12 protein-coding genes are annotated in these 6899 nt (G+C 68.9%); 2 read left to right on the top strand and 10 right to left on the bottom strand.

The window, feature by feature from the left end; all coding sequences use genetic code 11:
* The first annotated feature begins 79 nt into the window (after positions 1–79).
* Positions 80–250, top strand: a complete 171-nt coding sequence (locus tag ACWDO5_RS34710) for a helix-turn-helix transcriptional regulator (protein WP_450534520.1) — start codon at positions 80–82, stop codon at positions 248–250.
* 131 nt (positions 251–381) lie between these two features.
* Here the strand turns inward: ACWDO5_RS34710 and ACWDO5_RS34705 are convergent, their stop codons facing one another.
* The 3 genes from ACWDO5_RS34705 to ACWDO5_RS34695 all read right to left on the bottom strand — a co-directional run bounded on the left by ACWDO5_RS34705 (position 382) and on the right by ACWDO5_RS34695 (position 2107).
* Complete coding sequence (locus ACWDO5_RS34705; RefSeq protein ID WP_450534519.1) at positions 382–1035, bottom strand: class I SAM-dependent methyltransferase; 654 nt, start codon at positions 1033–1035, stop codon at positions 382–384.
* Positions 1036–1104: 69 nt separating this feature from the next.
* Positions 1105–1596 (bottom strand): hypothetical protein, encoded by a 492-nt coding sequence (locus ACWDO5_RS34700; protein WP_450534518.1) that lies wholly within the window; start codon positions 1594–1596, stop codon positions 1105–1107.
* 265 nt (positions 1597–1861) lie between these two features.
* Positions 1862–2107, bottom strand: a complete 246-nt coding sequence (locus ACWDO5_RS34695; protein WP_450534517.1) for a hypothetical protein — start codon at positions 2105–2107, stop codon at positions 1862–1864.
* Positions 2108–2216: 109 nt separating this feature from the next.
* Between ACWDO5_RS34695 and ACWDO5_RS34690 the strand changes: the two genes are divergently transcribed.
* Entirely contained in the window at positions 2217–2981 is a 765-nt protein-coding gene (locus ACWDO5_RS34690) for a GntR family transcriptional regulator (protein WP_450534516.1), read from the top strand.
* A 60-nt stretch (positions 2982–3041) separates the two neighbouring features.
* Here ACWDO5_RS34690 and ACWDO5_RS34685 read toward each other — a convergent pair whose 3' ends face one another.
* The 7 genes from ACWDO5_RS34685 to ACWDO5_RS34655 all read right to left on the bottom strand — a co-directional run.
* On the bottom strand, positions 3042–3707 hold the full coding sequence (locus tag ACWDO5_RS34685; protein WP_450534515.1) for a collagen-like protein: 666 nt from the start codon (positions 3705–3707) through the stop codon (positions 3042–3044).
* Positions 3704–3970, bottom strand: a complete 267-nt coding sequence (locus ACWDO5_RS34680) for a hypothetical protein (RefSeq protein ID WP_450534514.1) — start codon at positions 3968–3970, stop codon at positions 3704–3706. Before ACWDO5_RS34680 ends, ACWDO5_RS34685 begins: the two co-directional genes overlap by 4 nt.
* A 376-nt stretch (positions 3971–4346) precedes the next feature.
* Positions 4347–5180 carry an N-acetylmuramoyl-L-alanine amidase gene (locus ACWDO5_RS34675; RefSeq protein ID WP_450534513.1) on the bottom strand — a complete coding sequence of 278 codons (834 nt, stop codon included), beginning with the start codon at positions 5178–5180 and terminating at the stop codon, positions 4347–4349.
* Between the two features lie 52 nt (positions 5181–5232).
* Entirely contained in the window at positions 5233–5670 is a 438-nt protein-coding gene (locus ACWDO5_RS34670; RefSeq protein ID WP_450534512.1) for a hypothetical protein, read from the bottom strand.
* 12 nt (positions 5671–5682) lie between these two features.
* A complete protein-coding gene (locus ACWDO5_RS34665) occupies positions 5683–5913 on the bottom strand; it encodes a hypothetical protein (RefSeq protein WP_450534511.1) in 231 nt (76 codons plus the stop codon).
* A complete protein-coding gene (locus ACWDO5_RS34660) occupies positions 5880–6662 on the bottom strand; it encodes a hypothetical protein (RefSeq protein WP_450534510.1) in 783 nt (260 codons plus the stop codon). The genes ACWDO5_RS34665 and ACWDO5_RS34660 overlap by 34 nt, the downstream gene beginning before the upstream one ends.
* Positions 6663–6681: 19 nt before the next feature.
* Positions 6682–6899 (bottom strand): hypothetical protein (locus ACWDO5_RS34655; RefSeq protein ID WP_450534509.1); only part of this gene is annotated, 218 nt, incomplete at its 5' end.

Genomic DNA, 6899 nt, shown 5'->3' with positions numbered 1-6899 from the left:
GGTTGTGTGGTAACTCCCATCTTCGCAGGTCAGCAGGCACCTCTCTTCATTTCTCTATCCACGGGACACGGGACAGTCGGTGGATCGAGGCTTAGCGGCCGGGCTGACACAGGAACGCCTCGGCGAACTCGTTGACGCGGACCGCAAGACGATCCACCGCATCGAGTACGCGATCAGCGACCCACCGCTCAGCCTGCTCATCCTCATTGCTGACGCCATCGGTGTGGACCTCGCAGACCTCATGCGGTAGGGCTCTGGCTCCTGTTCTACGGGGGAGGGCGGCCCGTCCGTCGCGACGAAGCCAAAGTTTTGGGCAGAGAAGAGCCCCGGCCTGTCCGCGCGGGGGACGCAGACAGGCCGGGGCGGTGATGGGGGCGGGCGCTACCCGCGGGCGCGGACCAGGAGCGTGCCAATGTGCCCCGCCTCGGGGGCGTCGAGCACCTGGGCGTCGATGTCGCGCAACCCGGCGCTGGCGCACAGGTCGGTCCAGCCGTCCGGCGTGTAGCTGTAGCGGTAGGTGTACATCGCCCGGCCGGCGAACCCGCCCTTGTACATGCCCTGCGGGCCGTACGCGCCGGGGATGGCCGGCGGGTGGGAGAACGCGAGGACGCCGCCCGGGTTGAGCCGCGCGGCGATCAGGGGTAGCAGCACGGACGGGTCGGTGAACCACACCGCACCGAAAATGGAGTAGATCGCGTCGTAGGTCTCGGTGCTCTCGCGCAGGTGGTCGAGGGCCTCGGAGCAGACGAAGTCCACACCCGACGGGCCCCATCGCTCCGTCGTCTTCTTCACCATGACCGGGGACAGGTCGACGCCGGTCGTCCTGACGCCGCGCTGCGCGAGGTAGGCGAGCGCCCGGCCGGTTCCGCACCCGAGTTCGAGGACACTCCGCGGCTCGTCCAGGAGCTCGGGGCCGGGGCCGTGTCCGGCGTACTGGGTCCAGTTGAACACCGGCTCCATGTCGTCCTTGAAGGCGCTGGAGGCGTAGGTGTCCCAGAGTTCGGTCTCGGCTGCGATGTCGTGTTGTGCGGGCACGGCGCTCCCTTCAATGGGTGTGTCCCCTGCCCCTCTCGGAGGAGGGGGACAGGGGTCACCTTAGGGCGGTCAGTGGCTGTCGGGGACCTTGTTGTCGCACGGTGAGCAGTTGGCGCCGTCGATGGCCCACAGTTCTTCGTCGACGTCCCAGCCGTCTGCGCGCAGGAAGTCTGCGGTGCGCAGGCACAGGCCGTCGCTGCGGCGCTGAATGAACGGCGCGTGGTGCTTGTACTGGCCGCCGTTGTAGACGTCGCAGAGGGCGAAGTAGATCGGGGTGTCGAGGATGAGCTGGTGGACGCCGATGTCGACGAGCTTGCCCACGCCGAGGTGGACGTCCGGGTGCTCCATGGCGGCGATCGTGTACATCACGGCGTTGCCGAGGATGCGCTCCGCCATGTTGCGGACCATGGTGTTGTCGCGCAGCAGCAGCGTGATCTCCCGGTCCCAGAGGGTGCCGCCGTCGGCCACGTTGATGGTGAGGTGGCGGATGTGGGGCTGGACGCTGTTGAGGATGACCTGCGGGTCGCGGGTCCGTACCTGGCTTTCGAGTGCTGTGGTCATGGGCAATTCCTCCTGCACGGTGGTGAGATGGATTTGCAGGCCCATTCCGGCGCGGCCGGGATGGGGGTCAGTGGGCGGCGTTGGCCGCGTAGTCGTAGCGGGGGAAGCCGAACTTGTCCGCGAGTGCTGGTCGAGCGGCAGGAGCCGCTTCTCCGACTTGCACCGCGGGCAGGCGCAGAGGTTGCGGCCGGGCCCGGAGTTCGCGTGGGCGATGCCGATGGTGATCGGCTCGTCGGTTTCCTCGCCGCACACGTCACAGCTCTTGTCACTGCCCTGCCCTCCGGTCGATCTCGGCCCACACGGTGTCGCCGTCGCTGGTGCGGTTGTGGCCGTACCGGTCGGCGGCGCCAAGGGCGGTGAGGATGGTGCCGCGGATGACGGTGCTCATCGCGGCGGGGAGATCGGCCTCAACGCGGATGTGGTCCGCGGTCTCGTCGATGCGCGGCTCGCTCTCGGTGGCAGCGGCGAGCATGCCCGCGAGGGCGACGGCATGTGGAGGCACGGCGGGCATAGCTCTCCCCTGGTGATCAGCCTGTCACTTTTCGTAATGCTGAGTATTCAGCTTCGACCTGATGGGTTAGCTTTGTCAACGTCGACGTACAACGCTCGGAGCTGCGCATATGCCACGCGAAACGCCCTACCTCCAGGTGGCTGACGCTCTGCGTGCCCGCATCCAGGCTGGTGAATGGGCGGTCGGCGACAAACTGCCGTCCCGGGCCCGCTTCGCCGAGGAGTACCGCGTTGGCCAGTCCGTCGCCCAACGCGCCATGGAGCGGCTCATCATCGAGGGCCTCCTCGAAGGCCGCGCCGGATCCGGGACCTACGTCCGCCGGCCGCGCGAGCGGCTGCGCATGGTCCGCTCCCGGCACCGTGAGCGCCGCGGCGGCAGCCCGTTCCGTGCGGACATGAGGGAGCAGGGACGGGCTGGGACGTGGGAGTCCCGTAGCACGGCGCGCGTGCCCGCTCCCGAGCACATTGCGGAGCGCCTCGCCATCGAACCTGGTGACCTCACCGTGCACACGGCCTATGAGTTCCTCGCCGACGGCATGCCGGTTCAACTGTCCGAGTCGTGGGAGCCGATGGCCATCACGGACGGCACGCCGATCGTGCTGCCTGAGATGGGTCCGCACGCCGGTGCTGGTGTGGTCGAGCGGATGCGGTCGATCGGCGTCGTCATCGAGACGGCCGTCGAGGTGCCGCGCCCGGCCCGGGCTTCGCAGGAGCAGGCGAACCTCCTCGGCATCAGCGTCGGGGACCTGATCACGGAGATTGAGCGCACCTACTACGACACGGAGGGGCGGCCGGTCGAGACGGCGGACGTCACAGTGGCTGATGTGCGGTGGGAGATCGCCTACGAGATCGGCATCGAGCACCCCGACGACTGACCCCGGACACGACGAAAGCGCCCCCTGCCCTCCCCGAAGGGAGAACAGGGGGCGTCGTGTTCACGGGTATTGGCGGCGGGACGGATCCAGACCGAGGGACAGTGGGCCGGGATCTTTCGGTGGGGGCGCGCCATTCTTGCGGCAGACCAGCGCGTCAGGGTCGTCCTTCGGCGCCTGCCAGGAGTAGCCGTCGGGGCACGCTTGCCCATCGCGGCCGTCAGCACCAGCCTCTCCTTGCGGGCCCTGCTCACCCTGCGGGCCAGTCGGCCCGGTTTCGCCGGCGGAACCGGGTGGGCCTTGCGGTCCCGCGGGACCGGGCACAGTCGAGTCCGCACCGGGCGCTCCGTCCGTGCCGGGCTGGCCGTCTGCCGGTGTCGGCCCGGGTTTCCCTGGCTGGCCCGGGTCACCCTTCGGCCCGGGCGGGCCGGGGATCGGCACGGGCACTTCCGCCCGGTCCGACAAGCCATCGACCGCGCGGGACGGGTCCGGTGCGGCCGGCGTCTCGCCCTTGGCTTCGATCTGCGCGCGCAGTACCCGCACATCCCCCGCGAGGGTGCTGACCGCTTCGCCGCGCAGGTCCGCTTCAGCGGCCAACTGCGCCCGGGCCGAAGCCTCGCCGCGCTGCTGCTGCCAGATGAGGATGACCGCGCCCGCGAGGGCCGGCAGGGCAGCGACGATCCACAGGAGGTGTCGTCGGCGGGCGAACGCCCTCTCAGCACGCGTCACGGCTGCCCCCCGAGCTGCGTCACCAGCAGACGCAACCGTGTCGTCTCCGCTTTCTCCGTGGCCAGCTCAAGGCGCAGCGCGGCTACGTCAGCGCGTAGCTCCTTGCGCTCCTCCTGCAGCTGGTCCGTGAGGCTGTTGAAGCCGTTCACCGCGTTACCCTCCCGCTGTGCCCGTCCCGCGATCCGGGAGCCGTACATGGCTGCCAGCCCGGCCACGACCGCGCTCCCCAGGACGCCAAGAGCGGTGACCGTGGCAGCATCCATGCAGACTCCCGAGCGCGTGCATCGTGCGGGTCAGACGCCCTTGGCGAGGGACGCGCTGTTGGTGACGTCCCGGACGCGGGCAGCGAGGCCCTTCAGCAGCGATCCGGCCGCCGCGAGGCCACCGACCGCGGCCGCGTGCCACATCGACACGTCCAGCGGCTGGGTGACGACGATCCCGGCGAGGAACGCCTCCAGGAACGTTGTGGAGACGCGCTCGGCGAGGTCGCGGGAACGTCTTGCCGGTCTTGAGGACGGTCTGGGCGTCGGGCAGGGGGAATTCGGGCATGGTGGATCCGTTCTGCGAGTTGGGGGAGCGCGCTCGAGGAAGGAGTCTCGAGCGGGAGAGTTGGTCCGTACCTGTTCCTCGGGGGGAGGCTCAGGCGGTGACGGTGAAACCTCGAGCTTTTCCGAGGCGGGTCAGTGAGTCCTTGCCGGGGATTCCGTCGGCGTCGGCGCCCTTGTAACCGTAGCGCCGCTGCAGCGCGGCGTACGCGGTGCGGGTCGCGGTGCCGAAGTGCCCGTCGGCGAGCTCGCGGGACAGGAGGCCCTCGGCGACGAGCGCGGTCTCCACGGTCTTCACTCCGTAGTACGAGATCGGCGTGCCGCGCTTGGGTGGGTCGGTCTTGGCCGCGGCGATCAGCTTGGACAGGTCCACGCTCGGCTTCGGCGTGGCCGGCTTCGTCTCTACCGGCGGCAGCAGGGTGCCGCCTGGGCGGGGTGCGCCGCGCTTCACCCAGTCGTACAGGGCGTCCCCCGGGCAGGTTGTGGCGTGCCCGTCGCGGTGCCCGCCGACCCAGCTGCCGGCCCCGTTCGCGCGCAGCAGCTGCCGCGCGTCCGCGAGGCCTTCGAGCATCGCCTCCGTCGGGGTGTCGAGGCCGCCGCCCTTCTTGGCGAGGAGCGCGCATACCGCGTAGTCCTGCGAGTTGAGGGCGGCCGTGCCGTTCGCACCGGAGCGCTTGCGGACGCCACGCCCCTCGAACACGTACCCGTGCTCGCAGACGAGGAGGTTGTACGCGATGTCGACATAGTTCTCGGCCTTGTCGGCGAGATGGCTTGCGCGGATTGAGCGGACCTGGTCGTCGCACTTGTCGTGCGAGCGGGACGCGTAGACGGAGCCGAGGTAGTGGAACTTGACCCCGCGGGCGGCGTTGAGCGCCGCTGCGGGGGACTTGGCGGGTGCGCCCCACTGGGCACGGGAGACGAACTTCATGGGCCCTCCAGGGCATGAAAAAGCCCCGGCCAGACGGCGCGGGGCGGGGCCGCTACACGACCTCGGTGATCTCCACGACCAACGTGGTGTTCGTGTTGAGGATCTGATTTCCGGTGGGCGGCGACGCCACGACTTTCAGGGTGTGCGACCCTGCCGCGGCCAGGACCCCGTGGTAGTTCTGCCCGGCCACCATGCGATCAGTAAGGGCATCCTGCGCGGACCCTGTCGTCGCGGTCTGATTGGCCCCGTCCACATTCAGCCGGCCGAAGTTGACGGACGAGTTGGCCGTCGTCTTGTCGTGGTCGATGACCACCCAGGCTTTGTACGTCGCGCCCGCGGTCTCCGTCGTGAATGTCACCGTGCAGCCCGTGACGTCCGCATTGGACTGAGGGCCGACGAGAGGCCCCCCGGTGCCGATCGCCGAATACGTTGTCGGCTGCAACCGGTTCAGACGAGCGGCGGTGATTCGCTCACCGGCAAGAAAGGCCATAGCTTCTTCCTTTCACAAGGCCGCGCGGGCGGGCTGGTTGAGGCGCACGTCGGTGCCCGTCGTGTGCGCTTTGCTGATGCCGTTGACGCTGCGGGCCACGGTGAAGCGCTGCGGATTGACGACCGCGAAGTTGTCGAATCGCAGTTGCGGATTCACGGCCGTGCTGCCCGTGTTGGCGAAGCACCTCGTTCCAACGGTGGCGGCCGCGGTCAGGGCCGAGTCGGTGGCCTCGGCATGCCACATGCCCGGCAGTCCGAGCCGAAGGCCATGCCGAGCGTGTACAGCGGCCCGCCGCGGGTGAGCGCCGACGCGGCACGGGTTGCCCCGTCCTCGTCCTCCATCGGCCAGTACTGGAGCGGGTTGAAGCTCGGGATGCGGCGGCGCAGCGTCGAATCCAGCGGTTTACGGCCCTGGCCAAGGCGGCGCAGGATCCCCGCCCCCATCAACGGGGCGGTGACGTTGTTCCCGGACACGTGCCAACGCGGGGACCATTCGGGTACCTCACCGACGAACCGGTTACTCCGGTCGCTGATGGTGGCCGCGCCTGCCAGGGTCCACGGGCGTCCCGCACCATCCGTGAAACAGTACACCGGCACCATGACTGGCACGTCTGCCAGGTGCTGCCGTGCCGTTGCCAGAGCCGCGGTTTCGTCGGCCGGGCGCTCACCCCATGCCTCGTACCAGAAGCCGTGCTTCACATCGAAGAGAACGCCTTCGACCGGCCAGCGAAGCTGGGCGCGTAGCTTATCCGGGTCGCCCCCGCGCCACTCAGGCCACGGCTTGGTCCACGTCTGCCCTTCCTCGGGAGGGGTATTGACCGGCAGGCCCGCGGCAAGGAACGCTCGGTGGTCGTCTGCGAACTCGAAGCCGTACTCGCCCTCGATGCGAGCGAACTTGGCTTCCGTCAGTCCGGGCTCGAACCGATAGAGCTCCGTTCGGGCCAGCTGCTGCGCAGCCTCTGCCCCCAGACGTGCCCCCGCCTCATTGATCATTGCGCACACACGAGGCGCATCACGCACCTCTGCCCCAGCAGCCCTCGACCGACTCGCCCCGTAAAGCATCACCAAACACTTCCGCCGGGACAAAACGCTCTTTGACGAGGTGCTTTTGAAGTCTGGTGCGTGAGCGATCTTTGAGTCCCAGCCCAAGCAGGAAGGCCCGCACCAGTTGGTCGGCGATGTGAAGGCGACCGTCGACGCGCTGCTCAAGCTGATCGACGACGAGGCGCT

Source organism: Streptomyces sp. NPDC000880, from assembly GCF_053599675.1.
The sequence above is the reverse complement of the archived record's forward strand: the minus strand, read 5'-3'. Positions and strand labels throughout refer to the sequence as shown.